This window comes from Thermosynechococcus sp. GLH187 (assembly GCF_031583395.1).
Classification (GTDB): domain Bacteria; phylum Cyanobacteriota; class Cyanobacteriia; order Thermosynechococcales; family Thermosynechococcaceae; genus Thermosynechococcus.
In genome coordinates this window covers 1,045,665-1,068,379 of sequence record NZ_CP134175.1, presented here as the reverse complement: position 1 = coordinate 1,068,379, position 22,715 = coordinate 1,045,665, and the positions used below count along the sequence as shown (strand labels likewise).

The window sequence follows — 22,715 nt, the reverse complement described above, 5'->3', positions numbered from 1 at the left end:
GTTTCTGCCGACGACGATCGCCCCCGCCGCAATAGCGCGTCCCGGATCCGCTGCGCCTCGATCCATTGAGCGGGAGGCAAGGAGTGCGTTTCGAGATATTGCCAAAGCCCAATCCGCTGAGTCGTGAGTTGACCCGCACCGAAGCAGAAATGGCCTACTTTCGTGGGGGCAATCCCACCGTGCGCGATCTGTTTAGCCGTGCTCAGCAGTTAGCCCAACCTGCCAGCTTGACAGCAGCTGCACCCACCACCGCCAATGTTGCCAGCTTAGCCACCAATCGAGCCGCAGTACAACTCTTGAAGGCCAGTCGCCACCTGATGCGAGCGGAACGCGGTTTCTAAAAGCCCATGACCTTGGCTACGGTTTGCTCAGTGGGTTCAATGTGGCGGTGGAAGCGATCGCTCTGTTGCTTGAGCGCTGTTTCTGGATCCTTGAGACCATTGCCCGTCAGTACACAAACCACCGTGGCACCACTGGGCACCTGATCGGCCAATTTCAAGAGACCCGCCACAGAAGCCGCACTAGCAGGTTCACAGAAAATGCCTTCCTCGGAGGCCAGCAGGCAATAGGCATTGAGGATCTCCTCATCGGTGACGGCCTCAAAGGTTCCTTGACTGGCTTCTTTGACAGCGATCGCCCGTTGCCAGTTGGCAGGATTACCAATACGAATGGCCGTCGCAATCGTTTCCGGATGGGTGACAATCTCACCCTTGACAAGGGGGGCAGATCCCGCTGCTTGAAAGCCCATCATGCGCGGCAGGCGATCGCAACGATTTTGCTCACGATACTGGCAAAAGCCCATCCAATAAGCGGTAATGTTTCCTGCATTACCCATAGGGATACACAGCCAATCGGGGGCATTGCCCAAGCTATCCACCACCTCAAAGGCGGCGGTTTTCTGTCCTTCTAGCCGATAGGGATTGACGGAATTGACCAGCGTCACGGGGTAGGTTTCGGCCATTAGGCGCACAATCTCTAGGGCTTTATCAAAGTTGCCCTCAATGGCAATGACTTCGGCACCATACAGGAGGGCTTGGGCGAGTTTCCCTTGGGCAACATAGCCTTCGGGCACCAAGACATAGGCGCGCAGTCCCGCTCGGCGGGCATAGGCGGCAGCAGCGGCTGAGGTATTGCCTGTGCTGGCACAGATCACGGCTTCGGCTCCCGCTTCCTTGGCCTTGGAAATGGCCATCGTCATGCCGCGATCTTTGAAGCTCCCCGTCGGGTTGAGGCCATCATACTTGACATAAACCGAGACATTGCGGCCAATCCGTGCAGCAATTTGAGGCACGGGAATCAGTGGTGTATTGCCTTCATAGAGCGTAACTACTGGGGTGCGATCGCTCACGGGCAAAAAGTCACGGTAGGCGTGAATCAGGCCATGCCAAGCAGGACGGATGGGGGGAGCAGAGAGTGTTACAGGCACAGGTACGCAGTCAAGAAATATGAATAAATTTGAGGCTGAGGATAGAGCGCAGCCACACAGTACGATAATTTTAGCGATCAGGGGTTGCACTTGCCAATTGCCGCCCTAGGGGAGAGCTACACAATGCGCTTAATTTTGATCCGCCATGGTGAGGCTGTGGGTAATGCCTCAGGTGTCATGTTAGGACGGCAAGATGTGCCCCTCACAGAACGGGGACGGCAGCAAGCCCTTGCCCTGCGGGAAAAACTCCCACCGCCGAATGCCATTTACACGAGTCCGCTGCAACGCTGCCACGATACGGCGATGCTCATGAATCCTCGTCCTGACCTAAAGGTTCAAGAGTTGGCGGAGTTAATTGAAATTGATCAGGGCATTTTCACAGGACTCACGTGGGCGCAGGCGCAGGCGCAGCATCCCGATCTCTGTGAAAAACTTGAAGAGAGTGACTACCTGATTCCCGTACCAGAGGCAGAGTCAATGGCCATGGCTTGGCAGCGGGCAAAACAGGCTTGGAAACAACTCCGACGCCACAGGGATGAGCAGTGTGTTTGGTGTATTAGTCATGGCGGCTTTTTGCAGTGCCTGATTAGTGTTGTGTTGGGGAGCGATCGCCTGTGGGGGATGGAAATTCCCCCCGCTGCTTGGTTTGACTTTTCAGTACGAGTGGATTTAGATGGCCGCTTTGAGGCAGAAAATATCCGCTGGTGGCGCATCAATGCCTTTAATCAGTGCTCCTAGACGGCCAGCTCAGGTTAAGGTTGTTAACAAACCGCAATTTGCTCGATTGGCATCAAGATCTGCGAGCGGCGGAGGGTCGCGATCTTGGGGTTGGCACAGTTAGCTGCGGAATCCTGACCCAGCAATGGTCTTCAAATTCGTTGCCTAAGCGAAAGCGTTGAAAGGTTCCTTGGCTGCTCTGACGATCAATCCAGATGGGCAGGCTAATGAGACCTCGATTGTCTTTAATGAGCCAGCGGATCGAGCCATCGTTGTCCCGATAGGGGCGTACACCATTGACCAGTGCCCACGACTCCCCCAAACTCAGGCCACCAAAGCGGGAAATTTGCTGGGGTGTGGTGAGGGCGATCGCCAGCCGATCAACCAGCTTCAGTGGTGCATTTTCCTCACTCGAATCAACTTTGACAACCACTTGCACATCTGTGAGCAGTTCATGGTGATTCGGCTTGGAGAATTTACTCGTGGAATAGGTGCCGAGGCGATTCTTACTGAACTTGTGATGCCGCTGTTTGCGTAAAATTCGCGAAATGGGCGGGTCAGCACCAACGATACCAATGGCCAGTTTGACACCCCAATGTTGATCCAAATTCTCTTCACCGATCAGGGAAAGGAGCATGCCATAGATCGTGGAGGGGGGTGGATAGCGGTAGGTCTCCTTAAAGTCACGGGCAAAGCTGCGGGGAAAACTGGTACAGGGACAATCAATGTAAAGTTGCATTAGACAGGCACCTCAAGCTTGAGTTGTTGCTTTAATTGTTCTTTGGCGTGGGCGATCGCTTCTTTGACCCCGCGATAGACCTGAACCCCTAACGCCTTTAACTGTTGACCATAGGGGGTATCGGCAATCTCACCGCCAACAATTAGCTCATCAGCCTTCACATCCCCCACTTCCACTAGTCGCACTAGCCGCGGGCAGCCCACCGATTCGCCAATGCGCTTAAACACGTCCATAATCCAAGGACTCGGATCATCGGTTATCCGAAGCACAATGGACTCTGGACGAAAGTCGTACAAAAAGCGGGCATGGTTACCGCCCACATGACGGACAGCGCCAATAGCATCCAAGGCGAGTAGTGCCCGTTCCGGTTTCTTAAGACTTTCTGGCGTGAGGGCGATCGTGTACTGATAGGCAGTGCAGTGCACCTCTGTACTGTGAATCGAGGTTTTGCCCTTTTCCCCCCCTTTCGAGCCAAAGGCAATATCCCCCCAATAGGGATCCAGACTCATAGCGCGACTAATTTCTAGGGCACCCCGCCGTTTGGTCGTGGCATCTTCATTATCCTTCCCCTTTTTGGCGTCCATGTAGCCAAACAAGTCATCATCAATATATTTCTCAGCACTGAACTTTTCATCTTTGAAGCTATATCGATCGGTTTCAGGGTTAAATGTACGGTTGGTCTCTTTTTCGTAATGGTTTTGAAAATACTCCCGCAATCCCCAACGGATCGCTTCTGCACTCACAGTAGTGTATTGATCATTGCCACGGGTAATTTTTTGCAAAGTTGAGAGGGTGCTGCCATCCCCTTCCCCGCGGTTGTTGGCTGCGACAGCAGTGGTCGTTACAATTGTTGCAAAAAGATGTTTCGTCATTGTTATTTCTCCTGAATTAGAGACAGAAACTATTCATCGGCGAAGGAAAACATTTCATCTTCTGTGACATCCCCTTCAGCCATTGATTCCAAGGGGATATCGACACCGTTGAGAGAGTCTCCTCTCTTACTGCGGTAGGTAGCGATCGCCAGCAGTACCAGATCTCTTGCTCGCCGCCAGTTTTCCTCACGGTGAATCCAGTGAACAATTTGCGGGCCCTTATCGCGAGCGGCCTTGCTGCGAAACTGGCTTAGGAAATCCACCAATGCAGTAGCAAATTCCTGTTGCGTACTCGGACGTTGGAATCGGTAGATGACCTTATCGGTCACTTGCCCATAGTCTAAGTTGCGACCTTGCTTTTGAGCCTGTTTGAATTGCCCAGACAGGTATACGCTAAAGGCACCTTGGACCACCTCAAACAGCACTCGCTCATCAGGATTCAAGTATTCAGTCATTTTTACCAACCCTTCACGTTCATAGGCCTTATTACGTTTGTAAAACTCAAAGAAACCTGCATACCAAGGCTGACCTCCAATTAAATTGTCACAAATCCAAGGCAGTGCTTTAGAAAGAGCTAACCAAGTTTCACCATTCTCCTTTTGTCGCACGTGCGCAGGAAAAACTTGGCGAGCGACTTCATACAATTCGAGGACTTCATCCGTAACCTCTACGCGATACACCGCCTGTTTCAGGTAAGCTTGCTGGGCATCCCAGACTTGCTTCCCCAACTGGTAAACCTCGCAGTAGTGCCCGCCAAACTGCTGACTCTCTTCTATCGCCTTCTCTTGCAGTAGAAAGTGCAAAGCAGATTCACCAGCGCCACTGCTACGAAAGTCTCGATAGGTGCACCCCGACATCGCCCGACGGCGCTTAACCCAGTGCTTTAGATTTTGAACTTCAGGAATCACCAGTGCTGAGCGGGCAGAGAGCTTGCCACCAACAGTTTGGGGAGGAAGTTGGTAGTAGCCACAGGCAAGGGGCAAAAAAAGCAACGCCAGAAAGCCCTGCGGCGATTCTTGATAGGGACCATTGACAAAACATTCCACCAGTCCGGGCAGATGGTTTCCCTTCAGGGGAATTTCTTTTTTGAAGGCTCCCTTATTGTTAAAGGCTTCCTTGAAGTCGCTGGTGTAATAACAGCTCTCTAGGGGCTTCACCTCAATCGAGATCTCTGGTTGATCCGGCTCAATTAAGAACGTGCAAGTGACAGAAGTGTTGCTGAGTTTGCGCTGCGTATTGTGCTGGAGGAATGTGGTGAGTACCCCTTGGGTAAACGTGTATTGCCCCTGTGCATCAAGCTTGAGGGCAGGAACCTCTAGATAGCCTTGGTGATTAATCTGATAGGTTTGCTTTAGCAGCCATGTCACAACCTTTTGATCACTGTCTTTCCATGTCAACTCAACTGCTTCATCAGTAATGTTCCACGCCAATGGAGCATCATTGCGTTGGTTCTCCAGTTCAGATAAGGCTAGAGCCAATCCTGCAACCCCTGCGCGATGGGGGAGGAGGAAATTAGGGTCAAAAAGGGACAGGGTAAACTGACTCAAAGCTCACTCACCTCCTACTTAGGTTCAACAGCACCCAGTTCTGGGCAATAGCGCCACTGCTCTCTAGGGGCAATGAGATAACCGCTCTTATGGCGCTGCCAACCTTTGATGTTCTTAGTAGGGAGGGGAAGGGTGTAGCGCGGCAATTCACTCGACTTCAGTGGGGCAATTTTTTCCAGCTCTTGTTCGAGGAGTGCAGTAATGGTATAGCCTGCTTCACGCAAGGGAGCAGAGTAGGTTTGCCAGCGACCGTCTAGCCAGATGCAGTGCTCCTTTGGCTTGGTGTTAATATTCACTTGCTTGAGCCAGTCTGACAGTTGCCTTTGACTCACATCTTGTTTTTTGAAGGCGCGTGCCAGTGCCCAGCCTGCCTCTAAGTCCCCTTGCTTATAGGGAAAACCAACGTTTTCGTCAGGGTAAAAGAGAGCATCACAGGAATGACCACAGTATTGGCGATTTAGTCGCCCCAATCGCTGAATTAGCCCTGCGGGATCCGCCACTTGAGTCACAAGGAGGGTTGCAGATAGATCCAAAGACATTTCTGCCACTTGGGTCGTAATTGCTAGAACAGCTTGATCTTGCTGGAAAGCCTCCACCACGGCACGATGGTGTTTCACCCGATCTTCATAGCGAAAGCGACTGTGATAAAGGAGAGGCGTCAAGCCCCTCTTTTTTGCCTCTTGGTAGATGGCGATCGCTGTATCGACCTGATTGCAAACCCACAGAACTCTACCGCCCTGGTCAAGTTCTTGCTGAACCCGCTCCCAATCTGGCTGTGCTAGCTCATGGAAACGATAGCGGGGCAGGTCTTCTAGCGTTTGAGGGCCTTGAATTATTGCAATTTCCTCTGCCACTGCCTGCTGAATCGCCGCCACCTGCGCCGGTAGAAATGAGGCAGACATCAGCAAAATCGGCGCTTTAACAACCTTGAGAAATCGCAGTAAGGCACCAAAGAGAGCATCGTCATAGCAATGAACTTCATCAAAGACGAAAGCAGCCTTGGCAAGAGCTGGAAAGCAGTACAGGGGACGGCGATGACATTGCAGGAGTCCCAAAACGGTATCCACAGTGCAAACATTAACCTTTGCCCCCCACGCCTTGAAGGCTTCTAATTTCTGAGCGGCCTCATTAACCGCTCCATCGCCATTGTCTTCTTCTTCTCCTGTGCAAGCCAACTCCAAATCAATAGCCGACCGAGAGTGCAACAGCTCTGACTCTACTTGGTGATGAACATAGCCCAGAAAGCCCTCGGTGCTAGTGCCCGTTGTTGGATAGCAGAAAAATAACTTGCGTCCAATGCCGTGGCGGAGCGCCCAATTATAAGCCCCCAAGGTTTTGCCGGTACCGCAACCTGCCCGTGCCAATGTTACCCGTTTCGACTTGTCTTTAAGATCAATCTGAAATGGGCGTAGTGGATATTCCCCCCGACGCGCATCAATGACCTTTTGTAAATCAGCTTCCGTGAGGGTATTCTCTAGCTCTGATCGAATCCACTCCTGAATATTCGTTGAAACCTGCGCCGAGGCAGAACCAATGGCATCTGCTGCAATCAGTAGCGCTTTAACAACGGCAAGAAACGCTAGATCTGGTTCCCATTCGATGAAAGCATTCAAGACTTCGTCACGCTTATCTTTGATTGTTTTAATATCCCATCGCGATGAGAACGCAAAAGGAGGAATGATTTTGATTTGAGGCAGCCCTAGGGTTCTCACCCCATAGCGAAGCAGCTTGTGGAAGGAAGGATGATGGACATACCAGTACAGGTAAGGGTCGCCACTGCCCTCGCGGATCTCCCCCAGTGCACCGGTGTTTCGCCCCTGCTGACCGCCTAATTTGAGGTGATGTCCTCCTGCTGCGGCGATCGCTGTCATCAAGTCAGCGTTGGGGCATTGGCCAAGCCAGTTTCGGAACTCCCACGCCAGCAAGACAGACCCCACTTCATGACGGATAAGTTGTGGGTATTGCAAGGGGTTCTGTTGAGGCTGCACGGATGGATTTGAAGCCCTGAGCGGGTACCTTACCACCCCTTGAAATTGGTGATTGGCCTTGCCCCAGTCGTGTAAATAGGCTGCCAGCCGTGCCGTTGCCCTCAGGGTGTTAAATTCACAGGTTAGCCCAAATTGCTCGATCAGGCGATCGCCCAAGCAATCCACGAGGCTGGTGACTGATTTCACAACAGCGGCAGTATGACCCACAAGATGGTAAGCTCCTTGCCAATCTGCTGCTCCCGGAACCGAAGATTTGGCTAATAAGATATCAGGTTCCAGTTTTGGTGGTGTAGAACTAGGCGGCATCTGGTTCCTCCTTGACCGGGTAAAACCAGCCGCAGCCAAAATGTCTTCGTCCTCCTAATCCATGCCACTGCAACTTTAGAGAATCTTCAGGAGTTAAATTTTCGACAATCACGCGGTAGCCCACTACCTTCCTGCCTTTTACTTGAATCGTGCGCCGTGCTAAGTCGCCATTGGCGTCAGAGGGAATAAAGGCTCTGCCCTGAATGCCTAAATGAGTTAGGCCTTTTTGACAAGATTGCAAAAAATAGCGGGGCACTTCTAGGTGATCAATTGCTTCTAATTTGAAAGTGACTAGGCGAGCTGCGAGGGTTCCTGAAGGCTCTGGCAATGTAATTCGAGGTTGCACAAGGCGAATCAGATGCCCCTGAATATCCAACACTTGGTTCTGGAAAAAGCGATACCACGTCTGCACTTGATCTGTAGGACAGCGAAGGCGAAAGCGTGAAGCACGATTTAGATAAATCATTCCCTCACCGTTAGGAATCCCAGCAATACTGCTAAGGCGAAGATCACTTGGTATATCTGAAGGTAGATCTGGCCGCCCCAATTGTTGCAACTGTTTTTTAATAGCAGAGTACAATGCATAGCCATGATCTGCTGGCAGTGTTCTTCCACGCAAGCTGTAATGGATTTCAAGAAAGTGATTGTGGCTAGTCATAACGCTATCTTATTATCCCCGCCTAATCTGAATGCTTTCCCTCAACTATGGGTCTCTGGAGCACTGCCAAGGGTAGCCACTGTCTAGTTTCAAGAATCATGCTAATGGATGGCTTATAGTTGTCAACTTACAAAAATTTTAACTTCTACTGTAGGTAACCACAAGGAGCAAAAAAGCTTTTGGATACAAATTTTTATTTTTATTCAAGAAAGTTAACCAACCACTGGGCTAGCCCACAGCGCTAGGAGTAGAGGCACTATTAATCTTGTCCACAACGTCCTCTGGCAAAAGTGCTCAACGCCTTACGGCATCAAAGGTAGAGGCACAATAAATATCCTCCCACCACATCTTTAAGATTCTTAGTGCTCAACGCCTTACGGCATCAAAGGTAGAGGCACAAATAGCGTCTCCACAACACCGCTATCGCTAAGCTGTGCTCAACGCCTTACGGCATCAAAGGTAGAGGCACAGGAGGGGGTTCAAAAGGATAGCCGCTAGGATTAATGTGCTCAACGCCTTACGGCATCAAAGGTAGAGGCACTTTTACAGCTGATATATTTAACCATGATACTGGAGCGTGCTCAACGCCTTACGGCATCAAAGGTAGAGGCACACAGAAAAACGAGCCTTAGAAAAACGTCCAAGAGAGTGCTCAACGCCTTACGGCATCAAAGGTAGAGGCACAAGCAGCTCAGCTTGAGATAAAGTCAGGAGCCTAGCGTGCTCAACGCCTTACGGCATCAAAGGTAGAGGCACTATCAGGTCTTGCAATAAGGTCTGATGCATCACAGTGCTCAACGCCTTACGGCATCAAAGGTAGAGGCACAACCCAGCTATTTGTAATACAATGTTTTCAATGTGTGCTCAACGCCTTACGGCATCAAAGGTAGAGGCACACTCCTAGATCTTTTGGATCTAGGTAACCCAAATTTGTGCTCAACGCCTTACGGCATCAAAGGTAGAGGCACATACTTTTGTGCGGTTTTTGACTGGAGAAGAAATTCGTGCTCAACGCCTTACGGCATCAAAGGTAGAGGCACAAACTCTACCCCTAGATTTTTAATCTAGGTAATTGTGCTCAACGCCTTACGGCATCAAAGGTAGAGGCACAGCCGCGCCCTAGAAATGCCTCTAGGACTAGCTTAGCACAGTCACTTTTCAAGCACCTCAGGCACTTCGTTTTTTTGTGACTGTAAAATTTTTAGCCTCGGTCAGTATTCAGTTGTCGATCCCGCTCTGGGGAATAGGTTCAGAGATTTTCAAGCACCTCTAAATCTAACAAAAACTCTCAAACCTAGTCAAGGGGCTGTATTTGAATATCAGTGCGTTCGGAGAATATTTGAGTCCAGAGGTGCTTGCATGCTAAAAGATTTTGAAGTTCTGCTCCGACATTGGCCATGTCCCCGCTCGGTTGCAAGCGCATACCCGCTCAACGCATTGGCTGCACAATCCTACGATTAGGAGACTGTCTTCCTTGGTGAGGATTTTTTCCAGTTGCCAGCGCAGCTTTTCCCGCTCCCGTGGCGTGAGACGACAGCGAAAAATCGAGAACTGTAATCGTTCACCATAGCCCTCTAACTGCTTATAAGCCTGTCGCCAGCGCTTGGGGTCGCGGATGTCGTAGCAGATGAGGTACCAATTTTTGGATTCACCCATAGGTCAACGCAAAATGAGTTTGCCAAATAGACCTGCTTCCCCACACCATTCCTTTTCAAGCAAACGCACTTCCAGCTCCAAGAGTCGCCGATAAGTGAGCGAGTAGTTGGTTACTGGGTGCTTCCACGTTTCACCTTTGCGGGCTTCATAGAGTTCAATGAACTTGCGGCGCCCATAGTCACTCAGCCATACGTGATCTCGGCGTACCTCAAAGCATTGGTCAAGGTTCCACTGCATACGGTTAATCGAACCAATAACGACCATATCCACAAGGGGGACGCGGAAAATTTCCATCAAGTCCAACGCAAGGGGTGGTGCTTGGGTACGCGGCTGATGATAGAAGCCAAAGGCGGGTTCAAGACCAACCGTAAGAATGGCATTCATTACGTCTTTGAGCAGCATGCCATAGCCAAAACTGAGCAGCGCATTAAAACGATCTTTCGGGGGGCGGCGATTGCGACCGTTGAAGCGCAGCTCCTTCGGGACTTGATCCCCTAGAAGATAGGGCAATCCCGAAAAATACAGGGCAGCGAGATTGCCTTCAATGCCGCGTAGAGCCTCTCGGGAATTGGCGTGGGAGATGCTGCTAATGAGCCGATCCATTTGCGTAGTGGTCTCTTGCAATGCAGGCAGAGCATCTTGGCGATTCCGCTGTCCTCGGAGTAACAGGCGACGCTGACTTTGTCCGCGACAATTCACCAGTAACTGGGCAAGACGTAAACATTGGTCTGGGTTCGTCAGGGCTTGATATTGACGAATACGCCGTTGAATACTGCCCTTGCGGTTGTCAATGCTGCCGATATAGCGCCCACCACTGCTGATGAAGTGAACACCGACATCCTCATAGGCACAGAGATGAATGGCTGGGGTGGTAATTTGGGCAAATTTGTGGATAACAACTTGACCCACCTGCTGAATGGGCAGCTTTTGCTCAGGTTCATCGTCAATGGCAATCCGTAGCTGCTCGCCAGCTCGCCTGATTACCGATTTGCCAGCCGTGACATGGATAATCTCACGCTCGTCATCTCGCGGAAATAACCGCAGGGGTAAATGCTCAGGATCTCGGGCGAGGCGGGCTTCTTCAGGCAGGCAAACAGGTGCCAAGGAGCAGTTGAGACAGAGTTTTTCATTGCTACAGACAGGGGGACGTTCTAGGGAAGCACGCAGTTGACGCGCTTGCTCGATTGTGTCCCGCACCAGTTGGCGGCCTGCCTCATCTACAGGAACCCGTACAGTGATGTTATCGCGGTGATAGTGAATGCGGCCTTCGGGGACAGTGACGCCGAGAACGGTTTCTAGTAAACAGGCATAGGCCAGAATTTGTACCCTGTCGCTGTGCCAAGCTTGGGGCTGCTGCTGGCGATCGCGATAAGAACGGCCAATTTTGTGCTCGTAGGGAATCAAATGCCCCTCCAAGGTACGCAGTGCATCAACCCGCCCTCGTAAGCCAAGGGCTACACTTTCCAGATTAAATTCCTGCCAGTCTTCCCGTTCTAGTTTTTGTAGCTCAGCGTGGAGCCGCCGCCCCGCAAAGACGGATTCATTTTGGGTATAAAGCTCCTCAACTTCTTCGAGATAAAATAGCCGCCGACAGTAGGCAAAAGCACGCAGAGAGCTAACGCGCAGTGTTTCCGTTTCAGCGCAGGCAACGGTCTGTTCCATGATTGATATCTCCAGTGAGAAGATTCCACTGGTTTATCCATTGGCCTTAGGGAGAAAATGCAAGGCAAAAGTCAGGAAGAATTTCCTCTCCTGAAAGCGTTGTTGGCAGAGACACGCTCTCTGGTGTTTGCTGGGGGCGATAAATTTCTGCCATTTGTTGCTGGGGGACAATCAACCAGCCAAGGCGGCAACCATTGTCCATGTATTCCTGCATTTTTGCCCTTAAATGGGACAAGTCATCACTAGCAGATGCGAGTTCAATCACAAAATCGGGGCAAAGAGGCACAAAGCCTTGACGTTCCTCTGGGGTTAGGCGCTGCCAATGTTCCTTGGTAATCCATGCAACATCGGGTGAGCGAATGGCGCCATTGGGCAGGCGAAATCCCGTTGAGGAGTCAAAGACCTCACCTAGTTGAGTTTGGCGATTCCAAAGACTAATGTCAGCCGTGAGGGCGGCATTGTAGCGACCCGTTTCGCCGCCTGTAGGGGGCATAACAACCAATTCTCCCGCAGCAGTTAATTCAAACCGTAGATTAGGATTGGCTTTGATAATCTCTGCGAATTGCTCTTCAGTGAACTGAAGGGTTTTGGGTAGATACACGGGGGGAGCATGGTGCATAGCTATTGCCCCTCAAAGATCTAACGGTTTTTCCACCATTCAAAACTACGTTTCCATTCTCGCGATCGCGGGGGTAATTCTTGGAATGATGCTGCCACGTGGTTAAAGACCTGCTCCACCACGAGTAAGGGCACCCGATCTTCGGCTTCAAAGAGAATAGCCAGCCGCTGCCCCCCTTGGAGATGCATCAAATATAACTCTTGGTGAATCGGTCGGGGGGTTGGATAATAAAACAGTTCACCACGGACTCGCCGTCCCAAAATTCGCCGCTCAATGCGTGCGGGGGCTGCTGAGAGAGGACCCCCCACTTGGGTAAACCGTAGCCAACTGCGCAACTCCTGATCGGAAAGTCCCCCCAGTACCTCGCTTGTTTTGGGTAGGCTAATCAGGCTCACCATTAACTCGTGCTCCCCCGGTACGGCATTGGCGGGATAGACCACAGCAACGCCATTTTCACCAAAAGAAGTGGGTGGCGAAAATTGTAGGGGTGTTTCAAAGGATAAGCCTAGGAGTTGATAGCGTTGGGGGATAGGGGCAGCAGCCTGAATCGTCACTTCACTCGCCCGACCTATGAGCAGGGGAAAAGCGCCCAAAAGGGTCAGACTACAACCAAGGGTCAGCAGCAAACGCATAACGGCCTCACACTAGGGGGATGACTGGTATTGTTGACGATAGGCTATGTATAGACCTTCTAGGAAGTCCTCGGCACTGAGGGCAGGCCAGTTGGCGGGATAGGTGGGCAGCAACAGGGGTTCTAATTGCTGGCGCAGCTCTTGAGCCGCTTGATAACGACCGACAGGACTCAGGCGATCGCGATTGTTGAGGTAATTGCGTACTAGGAGATAGTGTTCGGGAGTCATCTGTTCCCAATGGGCGAGCGATCGCAACTCCTGCACCCAAGCCGCCTGTGGTTGCTGACCGGTTGTAGCTTTAGGTGCCAACCGTGTCGCCTGTTCATCTTGAATCACAAGGGTACCCGCCACCCTATCTCCCAAACGTTTTTCTGATCGAGATAACGCCACTAGGAATGCCCCTATACCAAAAAAAGCAAAATCAATGGGTTGCAGCAGACTGCGCAAGGTCGCTTCCCGCAGACCAATGGGGCGGCCATTATCTTGAACAACGCGAATTTCTGCATAGCGCTTGCCGGGGGTTTGTCCCTGCCAGTAGGTTTCAAAGAAGATGTAATAGCCGTTGTAGAAGGCAAACATCACCAATAGGTAAATGCCCAAACTCCAAGCCTCAATACTTTGGCCACTAGCGGGTAGCACCTCAATCAGCCACGGGTAAAGGGCATAGAAGTAGATGTACCCTGCCGCCAGCGAAAAAAGCACAAGTGCCGTGTAGAGAATCACCTGATCAATCAGCCAAGCCAAAACGCGGCTGCCAATTCCTGCTAGGGCAAAGTCCAACTCGATGCTTTCCGGTGTGCGTAGTGTGACCCGCCGCAACCAGCGCAGGGGATTCACTGCTTCAGGGCGGACTTGAAACGCTGCTCCTTCATTGCGGACTCGCAGATCCCAATACAGAACTGCCTTGATCCCTTGCCAGAGGGGCAGGAGCAAAACCCCTACAAAGAGGCCAGCAACGGGAAGAATCACCACGCTGTTGATAATACTGCCAAGGAGATTGGCGGGAATCGTTGCAAGGGAAGCAACAAAAAATACCGTTAGGGTATGCCATGCCTGTCCCTGCGTCAGTTGCCAACTGCGCCGAACGGATTTGAGGGGCGTACAGTCGGGTTCAAGGGCTAAGACCACATCAACAAGGGAGAGCCGCGCCATAAAGTAGCTAATCACCAACAGCGCAAGGAGCACTAGCAACAGGATACTGAGCAGAAAAGTTAAAAAGAAGAGACTTCTTGCGGGTTCCGTTTGGATATTCTGCTCGAGGAATTGCACTAAGGGGGATGCCACCAAATAAATTAAGTAGCCGATCGCCCCCAAGACCCCATACACCAAGAGCAAAATGACACCGACCATCAGAGTGGCCAGCAAATAATTCAGCATCTTGGGAAAAATAAAGCTGCGGGCTGCCGATTCTGATTCCTCAAGGGCCGTCAGGACAGCGTAAATACGGCGAGAAAGCAGCGCACCACTGGCCATTAGCCGTGTCCAACCAAAGAGATAAAAGGGCAAAGCTACGAGGACACTAATGCCTGTGAGCCAGAGAAAGGGGGCAACATTATCCATCGCCCCAGCAAGAATCCCCCCAACAATCAGTGCTACGGCCACGATCAGCACGGCGGTAATGGTGAGCAGAAAAAACCACGCATGGGCAAAAAGGCTCAAAAGAAAGTAGCGATTGCCCTGATGACGGTACAGCTGCAAAGCAATCGTGACTACATTGCCGCTAGAGAGAGAATGGGGAAGCCGTCCTCGCCGCCGAAAAGGCCACATTCGCGATACCCAACCAATTGGAGATCGAAATGATCCTAGCGTTTGCGCCCATTGGTTCCTGCGCCACCTTTGTAAAATTTGTTAACATTAGAACAATTTAATCCTTCGTTCATCACTGTTTTCGTTCTGTTTTCGATGGCTGAGGTGCGGGCATTGACCCCTCTGGCCAGCTTAGGTATTGATTGCGTTTTGGCCAGTTCAAGGAGCACGTATGGCACTGTACGCAGAACTACATCGGCATTTGGGTGGCTCAGTTGTACCGCGTATTCTTTGGCGGTATTTTCAGCGGAACGATCGCGCCCTTGCAGATCGCTTTCCTGACTATGAGGAATTTGAAACCTTTTATACGCGCCCCCGCCAATCCCTTGAAGAATACCTCGAACTCCACACCCTAGTGGAGAGTGTGCAAACGCCGCAAACTTTGCCCTATTTCATCTTTCGCTTGATTCGCGGCGCCTATATTTTTGAAAACTTGGCCTATCTAGAGCTGCGCTATACCCCCTATCTGCGCACGGATCCGCAGCGATCCCAGAGCGATCGCATTGAGCAGATGGCCGACATTGTTAAAACGGTGGGTCTGGCTTGCCAAGTACCAGAATACCCGATTGTCACGAGCCAAATTCTCTGTATGCACACGCGGCTACCCTATGCGGTGAACCGTGCCATTGTTGATCTGGCGGCGAGTTTTCCGCAGTTTGTCTGTGGCATTGACTTGGCCGGGGGCGATAGCGTCTATGGCGATCGCATGGCGGAATTTATTGAACTCTATACCTATGCCCGCGATCGCGGTCTTAAAACCACTGGCCACCTCTACGAAACGGTGAATGGCTGCTATCCCGAATTGCTACCCTACCTGCAACGCATTGGTCATGGCATTCAAATTCCCCTGCGCTATCCAGAGCTGCTCAAGGAAGTGGCAGCAGCCGGTCAATGCCTCGAAGTGTGCCCCACCACCTATTTTCAAACGGGTACCCTTGAGAGCTACGCGCAATTACGCCTCGTCTTTGAACGCTGTTTTGAAGCGGGGGTGGACGTGGCCATCTGTACCGACAACGCGGGTCTGCACAACGTGCGGCTGCCCTTTGAGTACGAAAACTTGCTCACCCACGACATCCTCAACTTCAAGGAGTTACAAGCCTGTCAGGAAGCTGCTTTTCGCCATGCCTTTGCTTGGCCCCATGCGCAACCGCCGACCCTACTGTTGAGTAACCTGCTTCAGGGCAATTCCCCCCAAAATGCACTTGCAGGCTGCGCAATCCAGTAAGATAGACCTATGAGCAAGATTGAACGCATTACCGGTCGTGGCCTTCCTCTGCGGGGCAACGATATCGATACGGATCGCATTATTCCCGCACGGTTTCTCCGCTGTGTCACTTTTGATGGCCTTGGGGAACACGTTTTTGCTGACGATCGCCAGTCGGGGCAACACCCTTTTGACCTGCCTCAGTACCAAGGGGCACGGATTCTGGTGGTGAATGCCAATTTTGGCTGTGGCTCTAGTCGCGAACACGCCCCCCAAGCGATCGCCCGTTGGGGAATTCAAGCAATTGTCAGCGAAAGCTTTGCCGAGATCTTTGCCGGGAACTGCTTGGCAATGGGGGTTCCCTGTCTGACGGCAGCTCCAGAACAGGTACAAGCACTGCAAACTCTCTTAGAAGATCAGCCCACTACGGAACTGACCCTAGACTTACAGGCGCTGACCTTGACAGCAGGCGATCAAGTGATTCCCTTAACCATGGCGGAAAGTACGCGGCAAATGCTCCTTTCGGGTCAATGGGATGCCTGTGGTCAACTGTTGGCCAATCAGGACAAAATTCACGACGTTGCAGCGCGGCTGCCCTATGTGCGGTGGGCAGTTAGTTAACCCGTCGCAGTAGCCAAAGCCAAGCCCCAAAGAGCCAACGCCAGCCTTGCCAGCGGCGCGATCGCCCCAATGCAATCACCTCTGGTAGATCAAACAGCTGGTACACTGCCTCTGCCCGTTGCCACTGCCGTCGCCGCAAAAATCGCCACGTTCCCGCCAAGATAAACTGGTGAAAAAAGTCACACTGGCACTGCCGCAGTTCCGCTGGTGAGAGAATCGATAAATTCGCAGCGGCGGCAAAAATATTCCCTAGGGTAGCCAAGGTCTGGGCTTGAAACATCCCCATTGTCAGGGCTTGATCGTGGATCGTGTAGGCAGCAGTGGCGCGGGGAACCGTGTAAACCCCCTTCTGGGCAAAGAAGCGTAGCCATTGGTAGAGGTCTGTGGCTTCGCCGTAGGCGGGATCAAAATAGCCCACCTCCTCGAGGAGCGATCGCCGCCAGATCAAGGCGGGAAATCGCACAAACGAGGAATGACGCAGCAATTGCCTAAGGGCTTGAGCTGGGGAGAGCCATGTTTGCTGCCGGGGTATCTGCCGTCGCAAACAGCGTTGATGCGAATCCACCAAATGCACGCCAAAGAGAAAGACTTCAAACTGGCTACCATATTGGATGAGGGTTTCCAGAATCCTCGTGATCCCTTGGGGCAATAGGTAATCATCATCGTGCAACAGCAGGATAAACTCCCCAGCGGCCTGCGCTAAACTGGCATTCCAATTGGCCACCATTCCTAAGCGCTGGGCATTGTGCTGGTAGTGCCAGCGGCCTGACCATCCAGCCAGCAAATCCTCCACTGCTGTGGGGGTGGCAGAATCATCGATAATAATGACTTCCACCGGATCGTGGCTCTCAGGGGGCAAGGCTGCGACAACTGAGCGAACCGCTTGTGCCAATCCTTGGGGACGGTTATAGGCCGGAATGCAAATGCTCAATAGGGGTGCTTGTGCCATTGTTGGGAACCTGCACAGGGTGCTGCATAATCCATCGGGGTGGTGCGTTAAGTGAAGGGACTGTAGGGCACTGTTTTCGGAGCGATTGCTATGACCTCTGCCACCGTCGATCGCCAACGTTTGCAAGCGGCTTTGGCTTCCCTCAACCTTAGTTTAGAGGCAGAACTCACTCAATATCGCTGCCATCGCATGGTACAAGCCCATTCCCCCTTTGAAGCGCCGCCGGTTCCCGAGTCTGCAACTTCCCCAGAACCGAGTGTCACCCCTGCTGCCGCAGAAACAGCTTCCCAAACCGTTCCTCCCGTTGTCAATTCTTTGGCCTTCACCCCTGAGACAGCACCAGCCACCGATGAACGTACCAATGAGGTGGCTCCCGATCCCTTTTTCGAGTTTGATCCCACAGATTTAGCAGAACTCTTGCCCCCCTCCTATGCCAGCGATCCCCCTGCCCCGCAAACGCCAACCCGAACAAAGCGCCCCTTTGCCTCTACCCGCGAGCTGCTCAAGCAGGCCCGAAAAAACCAACAGCGGCCTTGGTTCCAACGGCGTGAAAGCAATAGTCAACATCTGGTGCAACGCTGGTTAATTGTGGTTGGCATTCTGGCCGGCTTTAGTGGCGCAGCCCTCTGGTGGTTCAACCGCCGACCTGCCCCCGTTGCCACTGAATCACCTGCAACGCCAACAGCAGCATCACCCACGCCCCCCGTCGGCCCTGATATGACTGCGCGGGAATTTCCCGATGTCAATCGCAGCACCCTTGCCCAATTGGAACCTGCGGCGAGTCCATCAACCAGTGCCTCACCCACCCCTACGGCCAGCCCAACCCCGGCTGAACCTGAACATACGACGCAGCTTTTTGTGGAAAAAATGCCCAATGGTCGCTACTATGTGCTGGCTCCCTACAAGGAACCTGCGGACTTAGAAAAAGTCCAAGCTGTGGTGCCTGATGCCTTTTTGGTGGGCAACGGCGACCAAACTAAGATTCAACTGGGGATGTTTGTCGATGAGGCCTCGGCTCAAGCGATGGTCAATCAGTTACGCGATCGCCTCTAGGGGATGAGCCAGCGATCGCTGGCATTGCCGTATTGCTCCTGCCACTGCGACCAAGTGAGATTTTCCCCCTCTAGGCGAAAGGGATAGGCCGCTTCACTCCACCAGTGGTTATCCTGCAATTTCAGCGTTTGCAAGAAGGGTTCCCCCTTGAGGGTGGTCAGGAGTTGCTCTTGGCGGCTACCAATCCAATTCCCCTCTAGGTACCAATCTTGAGAGGTCATCGTGACTTCCTCACCCGTTTCGGGTAGGGTGACGGTTCGAGGCGAAGGATCGCGGACGCCAATTTGTGCCCCTTGGTTTTCCCAAATCCAGTTGTGGCGCAGGGTAACATGGGCAACCGCCCAGCCAAAAATGCCGGGGGTTTGTAGATAGTTCGGGGCAATGCTGTAGTTATAGGCAATTAAGGAATCTTCAATGGTCACTGGACCTGTGCTCGCCTCGAGGAAAAGACCGACAACGGCATTGCCGAGAAATTGCGATCGCCGAATCTCAACGTTTTGATTATCAGTATCAAGCCACAGACCGGCCGCTTGATTCTCAATCGCGCGGTAGCGATCGAAGACGGCGCGGCGCAAATGAAAGTACTTATCCCCCGCATCCCAATCGTAAAAGCCTGCCCATGCCCCCCGCCAATTATTCCCTTGAACGAGCACCTGCTGCACTGTGAAGTCCCGCAAATGAACCCCCGCCATGCCCCGCCAGCCATTTTGCAGAAACTGTGTTCGTTCCACCCGCAGGCGATCGCTCTGATGACTTTCGAGGCCGCCCCAATTATTGCCCCAAAAAGTACAGTCTTTAACCTCAATGTCATGGCTGCGTTCAATGCGCACCGCTTGGCTAAATGTGCCGCCATAGTGCTCAAAGCGTAGGCCCACCAAACTGATAAAACCACTGTCTAAGATGCGTAAGGCCTCACGGTGAACGGCTACTTCCAATTCACTGGGTGAGATGCCCACAGACAGAGCCACATACAGTTGTTGCTCCGTATCATCCACGTAGAAATCATCCCCCTGCAATTCCCTAAATGAAAGTCGCTGCCGCAGGGGAGTATCCCGCCACCACACCAGTTCGCCCCGCTGCGCTACGAGGGGTAACTCAATGCCATAGTTTGTCCACGGGTTACCCGAAAAGCCCCAAGCCAGTGTCCAAGGGTGACGGTAAATGGTGAACCTAGGGGTGCTGGAGACTTCTTGCCAATCTGACCATTGTTGACTGCCCCGCACAATCACGCGTTCGCCCGCCTGAGCCACCAGTCGCAGGGGCATCTGCCGATGATGAATCGTTCCCAATGCCTCCCGATAAATGCCGCCATGAATGTAAATGTCGGTGGGGCGATCGTGCGCCTGTGCCCACGCCAAAGCAGCAGCAATCGTACGGAAAGGGGTTACGGCATCACTGGCTTGTGGATCGGCTGGATTGACTTCTAGGGTGAGGGGTGAGGCTGGAATGGCCGCAATTCTTGGTTGCCCCATCAAGCACAAAACAATCACAAGTAGAATGAGCAGCGCGTGTGGCCACTTCATCGCCGCAGTGGACGGGCTAAATAGGGCACCCAGAGGGCGATCGCAGCCACAAAGATCAAGAGCAAGCCAAGGGGCATCTCAATGGATTGCCAAAACAAAAATCGCAGCGACACCGCTTTTGCATTCTGTACCGAAAAGAGGGCGATCGCCCCGCTGCTGATCATCCAGAGTAAAAAGAGCAAAAAGCGGCGCATTTACTTCCCTTCCGCTTGGCGGATCATCTCCTCCGTCTTATGGTAGCGGTTATAGACAGAAAACCCCGTAAACATGCCCTTAAGAAAGTCATTCAGTTGCTCGCGGGTACTGGCACTGGCCGTACTCAAAGGTGCCGGCAAAAAGCGATCGCCAAAACCAACAAAGACCAAACCAACCACCAGCACAGGCAAAATCAAGTCTTTGACACGCATAGGGCAAACCTCCACAGGATGATGGCGGAATCAAGAGGACGCGCTAACAGGGAGAACAGATAACTAATAGTTTCTAATGTGCCGCAGGATTGTAAATAATTTTCAGCCTATGCAAAAGAGCGCGATCGCGGTTACAAAGCGTCTATAGCAAGAATTGTCAACAAAAATGTCAATAAACATAAACCGTGAAAATACCCATGAAATCTCTGGGAAGGTTGTTGCTACTATAGTAGGCAAGCCATCCAGACCCTAACGCGCCCTATGGTCAACACATCGTCATCTTCTTCTCGGAAAGCACTTACCGTGCGCGGCAGAGCCGCTAGCCCCACAGAACGAGCCATTGTTGCCTCCGGTTACGCCAGTATCGATCAGGTGCGGGAAGCCATGAACACCGCCCGCAAAACGGGCAAGTCCCTCGTAACCGTGTTGCAGGAGATTACGGGCACCACCATGCCCCCCGATGTGTTACGCCAGTACCACAAGCAACAGCTTTTTGAACTCAAAGTGATCTACGGGGTTGATTGCCTCGATCCCGAACTCAATCGTTTCCCCACCGAGCAAATCGAGGAACTGATCAACACGATTGTACCGATTGACACCTGCCGCACCTACCAAGTCATCCCCATTGCCAAGCACCTCGACGCTGATCCCCCCTATCTGCTCGTGGCGATGGTGGATCCAGATAACCTCCAAGCCATTGACAACCTCACCCGCTTACTCCGCGCCCACAACCTCACCCTCAAGCGAATGGTGATCACCCTAGAGGATTACCAACGCCTCATTGACCCGATTCTCAATAAACAGGTAGCTGAAACCACCGCTAGCAAAAGCGCCCCGGCTGCGATCGGTGACATCAACATCGAAGAAGACATCGAAGCCATGGGCGGCCTCGAAGAGCTGGAAGGGGAGCAGGAGGTTGACCTTGCTGAGGCGCTGAAAGGTGCAGAAGATGCGCCGATTATTGCCCTTGTCAACAAAATTTTGGCCAAAGCCCTCACCGAAGGCGTTTCCGACATTCACATCGAACCTCAAGAGGAATACCTGCGGATTCGTTTCCGCAAAGATGGGGTGCTTCACCAAGCCTTTGATCCACTGCCGAAGAAAATCGTGCCAGCCGTCGTTTCCCGCTTCAAAATCTTGGCTGACCTTGATATTGCTGAGCGGCGTGCCCCCCAAGATGGTCGTATCCGCAAAATGTTCCAAGGGCGACGGGTGGACTTCCGAGTGAATACCCTCCCCAGCCGCTGGGGCGAAAAAGTCGTACTGCGGATTCTCGATAACTCCGCCACCCAACTCGGTCTCGACAAGCTGATTACTGACCCTGAGAGCCTTGCTATTGTGCGGGAGATGACCAAGCGCCCCTTTGGCCTCATCCTCGTTACAGGTCCCACTGGTTCAGGGAAAACCACCACGCTTTACTCTGCGCTGGCTGAATGTAATAGTCCCGGTGTCAACATCAGTACAGCGGAAGACCCGATTGAATACACGCTCCCCGGCCTAACGCAGGTACAGGTTATTCGCGAAAAAGGCATGGACTTTGCCTCAATTTTGCGAGCCTTTCTCCGCCAAGACCCCGATGTAATTCTGGTGGGCGAAACCCGTGACAAAGAAACCGCAAAAACCGCCATTGAAGCGGCTTTGACGGGGCACTTGGTCTTGACAACCCTGCACACTAACGATGCCCCCAGTGCAATTGCCCGCCTCTCGGAAATGGGCATTGAACCCTTTATGGTTTCCGCCTCCCTCATTGGGGTTGTTGCCCAACGGCTGATGCGGCGGGTATGCAGTGAGTGTCGGATTCCCTATACACCCACCCGTGAGGAACTGGCGCGCTTTGGCTTGTCTGCCTCCAAGGATGTCAACCTCACCCTCTACAAAGCCAATAAACTGACACCCGAGCAAATTCAAGCGGCTAAGGCAACTGGCCAACCCATTTGCAGTAAATGTGGTGGTTTGGGCTACAAAGGACGGGTCGGCGTCTACGAAATTATGCGGATCACCGAGCGACTGCAACGGCTGATTACCGAAGGTGCCCCCACCGAGCAAATCAAGGAGGCGGCCGTCGAAGAGGGCATGAAAACCCTGCTTGCCTATAGCTTGGGGTTAGTCAAGGAAGGACTCACCACCCTCGAAGAAGTGGAGCGCGTCACCTTTACGGACACTGGACTAGAGGCAGAACTCAAGGCCAAACGTAAGAGTTCTTTAACCTGCCGTACCTGCGGTGCCGAGGCGCAGCCCGAATGGTTAGAATGCCCCTATTGCATGACACCCCGCTTTGTGGATTAACAAGATTATTAATGTCAGTGATGAACTTTCGTGTTGTTGACCAA

21 protein-coding genes and 1 CRISPR repeat array are annotated in these 22,715 nt (G+C 52.3%); of the genes, 6 read left to right on the top strand and 15 right to left on the bottom strand.

Annotated features, from left to right (window positions below; translation table 11 throughout):
- The first annotated feature begins 98 nt into the window (after positions 1–98).
- Positions 99–341 carry a hypothetical protein gene (locus RHI63_RS05010; RefSeq protein ID WP_286626438.1) on the top strand — a complete coding sequence of 81 codons (243 nt, stop codon included), beginning with the start codon at positions 99–101 and terminating at the stop codon, positions 339–341.
- Here RHI63_RS05010 and thrC read toward each other — a convergent pair.
- The gene (gene thrC, locus RHI63_RS05005) at positions 338–1,426 is read right to left on the bottom strand and encodes a threonine synthase (RefSeq protein WP_206201334.1); all 1,089 of its coding nucleotides are present in this window, start codon (positions 1,424–1,426) and stop codon (positions 338–340) included. The genes RHI63_RS05010 and thrC overlap by 4 nt on opposite strands.
- A gap of 123 nt (positions 1,427–1,549) precedes the next feature.
- On the opposite strand from thrC, the gene RHI63_RS05000 reads away from it, so the two are divergent.
- Positions 1,550–2,164: a histidine phosphatase family protein gene (locus RHI63_RS05000; protein ID WP_206201333.1), complete on the top strand. Its 615-nt coding sequence runs from the start codon at positions 1,550–1,552 to the stop codon at positions 2,162–2,164.
- A 52-nt stretch (positions 2,165–2,216) separates the two neighbouring features.
- Here RHI63_RS05000 and cas5 read toward each other — a convergent pair whose 3' ends face one another.
- The 10 genes from cas5 to RHI63_RS04950 all read right to left on the bottom strand — a co-directional run bounded on the left by cas5 (position 2,217) and on the right by RHI63_RS04950 (position 14,589).
- Positions 2,217–2,882: a CRISPR-associated protein Cas5 gene (cas5, locus tag RHI63_RS04995; RefSeq protein ID WP_302676603.1), complete on the bottom strand. Its 666-nt coding sequence runs from the start codon at positions 2,880–2,882 to the stop codon at positions 2,217–2,219.
- Entirely contained in the window at positions 2,882–3,754 is an 873-nt protein-coding gene (gene cas7i / locus RHI63_RS04990; protein WP_206201331.1) for a type I-B CRISPR-associated protein Cas7/Cst2/DevR, read from the bottom strand. Before cas7i ends, cas5 begins: the two co-directional genes overlap by 1 nt.
- A gap of 29 nt (positions 3,755–3,783) precedes the next feature.
- Entirely contained in the window at positions 3,784–5,301 is a 1,518-nt protein-coding gene (cas8a1, locus tag RHI63_RS04985; RefSeq protein ID WP_310743476.1) for a type I-MYXAN CRISPR-associated Cas8a1/Cmx1, read from the bottom strand.
- A gap of 14 nt (positions 5,302–5,315) precedes the next feature.
- On the bottom strand, positions 5,316–7,496 hold the full coding sequence (cas3, locus tag RHI63_RS04980) for a CRISPR-associated helicase Cas3' (protein ID WP_310834785.1): 2,181 nt from the start codon (positions 7,494–7,496) through the stop codon (positions 5,316–5,318).
- 88 nt (positions 7,497–7,584) lie between these two features.
- Entirely contained in the window at positions 7,585–8,253 is a 669-nt protein-coding gene (cas6, locus tag RHI63_RS04975) for a type I-MYXAN CRISPR-associated protein Cas6/Cmx6 (protein WP_206201328.1), read from the bottom strand.
- A 221-nt stretch (positions 8,254–8,474) separates the two neighbouring features.
- Positions 8,475–9,364: direct repeats of the CRISPR family, unit length 36 nt; unit sequence GTGCTCAACGCCTTACGGCATCAAAGGTAGAGGCAC.
- A gap of 251 nt (positions 9,365–9,615) precedes the next feature.
- A complete protein-coding gene (gene cas2 / locus RHI63_RS04970) occupies positions 9,616–9,909 on the bottom strand; it encodes a CRISPR-associated endonuclease Cas2 (RefSeq protein WP_149817829.1) in 294 nt (97 codons plus the stop codon).
- A 3-nt stretch (positions 9,910–9,912) separates the two neighbouring features.
- Positions 9,913–11,571, bottom strand: coding sequence for a type I-MYXAN CRISPR-associated endonuclease Cas4/Cas1 (locus RHI63_RS04965; RefSeq protein ID WP_302676608.1), 1,659 nt, complete (start codon positions 11,569–11,571; stop codon positions 9,913–9,915).
- Between the two features lie 46 nt (positions 11,572–11,617).
- A complete protein-coding gene (locus tag RHI63_RS04960) occupies positions 11,618–12,190 on the bottom strand; it encodes a Uma2 family endonuclease (RefSeq protein WP_149817833.1) in 573 nt (190 codons plus the stop codon).
- A gap of 20 nt (positions 12,191–12,210) precedes the next feature.
- Positions 12,211–12,822 (bottom strand): hypothetical protein, encoded by a 612-nt coding sequence (locus tag RHI63_RS04955; protein WP_206201326.1) that lies wholly within the window; start codon positions 12,820–12,822, stop codon positions 12,211–12,213.
- Between the two features lie 12 nt (positions 12,823–12,834).
- The gene (locus RHI63_RS04950; RefSeq protein WP_310821952.1) at positions 12,835–14,589 is read right to left on the bottom strand and encodes an RDD family protein; all 1,755 of its coding nucleotides are present in this window, start codon (positions 14,587–14,589) and stop codon (positions 12,835–12,837) included.
- 211 nt (positions 14,590–14,800) lie between these two features.
- On the opposite strand from RHI63_RS04950, the gene RHI63_RS04945 reads away from it, so the two are divergent.
- Both RHI63_RS04945 and leuD read left to right on the top strand, forming a co-directional pair.
- A complete protein-coding gene (locus RHI63_RS04945) occupies positions 14,801–15,853 on the top strand; it encodes an adenosine deaminase (protein WP_206201325.1) in 1,053 nt (350 codons plus the stop codon).
- Between the two features lie 9 nt (positions 15,854–15,862).
- Complete coding sequence (gene leuD, locus RHI63_RS04940) at positions 15,863–16,453, top strand: 3-isopropylmalate dehydratase small subunit (RefSeq protein ID WP_286626447.1); 591 nt, start codon at positions 15,863–15,865, stop codon at positions 16,451–16,453.
- Here leuD and RHI63_RS04935 read toward each other — a convergent pair.
- Positions 16,446–17,402: a glycosyltransferase family 2 protein gene (locus RHI63_RS04935; protein ID WP_206201323.1), complete on the bottom strand. Its 957-nt coding sequence runs from the start codon at positions 17,400–17,402 to the stop codon at positions 16,446–16,448. The genes leuD and RHI63_RS04935 overlap by 8 nt on opposite strands.
- 90 nt (positions 17,403–17,492) lie before the next feature.
- On the opposite strand from RHI63_RS04935, the gene RHI63_RS04930 reads away from it, so the two are divergent.
- A complete protein-coding gene (locus RHI63_RS04930) occupies positions 17,493–18,455 on the top strand; it encodes an SPOR domain-containing protein (protein WP_206201322.1) in 963 nt (320 codons plus the stop codon).
- On the opposite strand, the gene RHI63_RS04925 is transcribed toward RHI63_RS04930, so the two are convergent.
- Genes RHI63_RS04925 through RHI63_RS04915 form a run of 3 tightly spaced genes read right to left on the bottom strand, consistent with a single transcriptional unit; the run spans position 18,452 to position 20,385 of the window.
- Positions 18,452–19,927 (bottom strand): right-handed parallel beta-helix repeat-containing protein, encoded by a 1,476-nt coding sequence (locus RHI63_RS04925; RefSeq protein ID WP_310743471.1) that lies wholly within the window; start codon positions 19,925–19,927, stop codon positions 18,452–18,454. The two genes, RHI63_RS04930 and RHI63_RS04925, sit on opposite strands and share 4 nt — an antisense overlap.
- Positions 19,928–19,974: 47 nt before the next feature.
- A complete protein-coding gene (locus RHI63_RS04920) occupies positions 19,975–20,172 on the bottom strand; it encodes a lipopolysaccharide assembly protein LapA domain-containing protein (protein ID WP_206201320.1) in 198 nt (65 codons plus the stop codon).
- Complete coding sequence (locus RHI63_RS04915; RefSeq protein WP_206201319.1) at positions 20,173–20,385, bottom strand: hypothetical protein; 213 nt, start codon at positions 20,383–20,385, stop codon at positions 20,173–20,175.
- A 261-nt stretch (positions 20,386–20,646) separates the two neighbouring features.
- On the opposite strand from RHI63_RS04915, the gene RHI63_RS04910 reads away from it, so the two are divergent.
- Positions 20,647–22,671 carry a GspE/PulE family protein gene (locus RHI63_RS04910; RefSeq protein WP_206201318.1) on the top strand — a complete coding sequence of 675 codons (2,025 nt, stop codon included), beginning with the start codon at positions 20,647–20,649 and terminating at the stop codon, positions 22,669–22,671.
- Positions 22,672–22,715: the final 44 nt, after the last annotated feature.